The organism is Haloferax sp. s1 (assembly GCF_058382125.1).
The window spans coordinates 1-2037 of record NZ_JBZRPK010000218.1; the positions used below are offsets into that span (position 1 = coordinate 1).

Sequence of the window (2037 nt, forward strand, 5' to 3'; positions counted from 1 at the left end):
GCTTATCCTGTTCAGCGTCAAAAAAGACTAAATCGAATACAGAGACTTAGTTCGCGTCGAGAATTTCGATGTCGAACACCAGCGTCTCGCCGGCGAGTTCGTGGTTGAAGTCGATTCGGACCACATCGTCGTCGGCGTGAACGATTTCGCCGAGACCGCCCTGTTGCGTCTGGACGTACATGCCTTCTTCCGGTTCGCCACCGAGAACCTCGCGGAGCTGTTCAGGGTCGTGTTCCTGAACGAGGTCGTCTCGCGGCTCGCCGTATGCCTTCTCCGGCGGAATCTCGATGCTCTCTTCGTCGCCGACTTCCATGCCGACGAGACCCTCGTCGAGACCTTCGATGACCGTCCCCGCGCCGACTTCGACGGCGAGCGGTTCGTAGTCGCGGTCCGGCTGTGCCTCCGCAAGCCCCTCTTCTTCGGCGACATCCTGTCGCGATGTGTCGAAAGTCGTTCCGTCAGTGAGTCGGCCAACGTATTCGAGTGAGACCGTGTCGCCAGTTTCAATCGTCATACGTACATTCTCTGGCGGACACGGATAAATGGCAGTACTGACATCCGAGGACTCAAACGAGAGACAGGCATCAGGCGAGTTCATCCGTTCAGAAAACCAATAGCGAACATGGCATTCGTTCGGACGAACGACATCGACACGTACTACGAGCAGCGTGGTGTCGGACCGCCGGTCGTCTTCGTCCACGCCGCAATCCTCGCCCACAGCCAGTGGGAACACCAAGTGAATGCACTCAGTGACGGCTATACGACCATCACCTACGATATTCGGGGACATGGTCGCACCGGTGGGTCAGAACCAGCGTCGTACTCCGTCGAACTGTTTGCCGACGACCTCGCCGCACTGATTGCAGCATTAGACCTCGAAGCTCCGGTTATCTGTGGACTCTCGTTGGGCGGATGCATCGCGCAAGTGTACGCAGCGACTCGTCCGGACGAGGTAGCCGGGATAGTGCTCGCAGAGACGTTCACCCCGGAGATATTCAGTCGGCGCGAATGGTTCCAGCGGTCGGTGATGCTTCGGGCGACGATTCCGTTCGTCCGCCTCATCGGCTACGGGCGCGTCGAGACGGCCATGGTGTGGGTACAAGAGCGACTGTCGAGGACGAAGGCGGGCGGCGACTACGAGAAGGTCGAACAACTCCGCGAGGACGGTCCAAAGATGAACACGAACGAATTTGTGAAGGTAATCCGTGCCGTCGCAGCGTTCCACAAAACCGAGGTCGACCTCGCGGCAATCTCCGTACCGACGCTGGTCTTGTACGGCGAGCACGAACTGCCGTTCGTCAAGCAGCACGCAGCGAAACTGAAAAGCGAGATTCCGAATGCAATCTCCCGGGAGGTTCCCGGTGCAGGTCACGCATCCAATCTCGACAATCCGGTGTTCTTCGAGGATGCTCTGAGGCGATTCCTCGACGGGGTTGCGGCAGAGGCGGCGTAACCACCGCCAACTGAGAGAGGTCCGTTGCTCCTGTGCGGGTCGTCACGCACCGGGAACGACAACCTACGTTGAACACAGTGGTCCCCGTATCGTCGCTATGGTCACGTGGGACGAACGATACAGAACCGGAACGTACCCGACCGACCCAGAACCATCGCCGGTGTTACGGGCGTACCTCGACACCATTCCCGAGGGTCGTGCACTCGACGTTGCGGCCGGAAGCGGACGGAATGCGCTCTTTCTAGCCGAACAGGGATACGAAGTTGACGCCCTCGATCAATCTGAAGAGGGGTTAGGAATCATCCGCGAACGCGCCGAATCCGACGGCTTCGACGACCGTATCGAGACGGTTCGTGCCGATACGACGGCCTACGACTTTCCCGACGCGACGTACGACCTCATCACGATCAGCTACTTCCGAACGCTGGACCGGCTGGGTGATATCAAAGCGGCGCTGAAACCCGGCGGCATCCTCTTTTATCAACATCACCTTCGGTCCTCCCCGCCGGCGACGATTGGTCCCAGCACCAACCGGTATCGTCTCCGCTCGAACGAACTCCTCCACGCGTGTCTCGACCTCACCG

3 protein-coding genes are annotated in these 2037 nt (G+C 59.3%); 2 read left to right on the forward strand and 1 reads right to left on the reverse strand.

Annotation, left to right across the window (positions count from 1 at the left end; all coding sequences use genetic code 11):
* Positions 1–46: 46 nt before the first annotated feature.
* Positions 47–514: an FKBP-type peptidyl-prolyl cis-trans isomerase gene (locus tag QT222_RS01865; RefSeq protein ID WP_004060725.1), complete on the reverse strand. Its 468-nt coding sequence runs from the start codon at positions 512–514 to the stop codon at positions 47–49.
* Between the two features lie 108 nt (positions 515–622).
* On the opposite strand from QT222_RS01865, the gene QT222_RS01870 reads away from it, so the two are divergent.
* Positions 623–1453 (forward strand): alpha/beta fold hydrolase, encoded by an 831-nt coding sequence (locus QT222_RS01870; protein ID WP_491476125.1) that lies wholly within the window; start codon positions 623–625, stop codon positions 1451–1453.
* A 97-nt stretch (positions 1454–1550) separates the two neighbouring features.
* Positions 1551–2037: class I SAM-dependent methyltransferase (locus QT222_RS01875; RefSeq protein ID WP_491476126.1), on the forward strand; the 487-nt coding region annotated here is incomplete at its 3' end.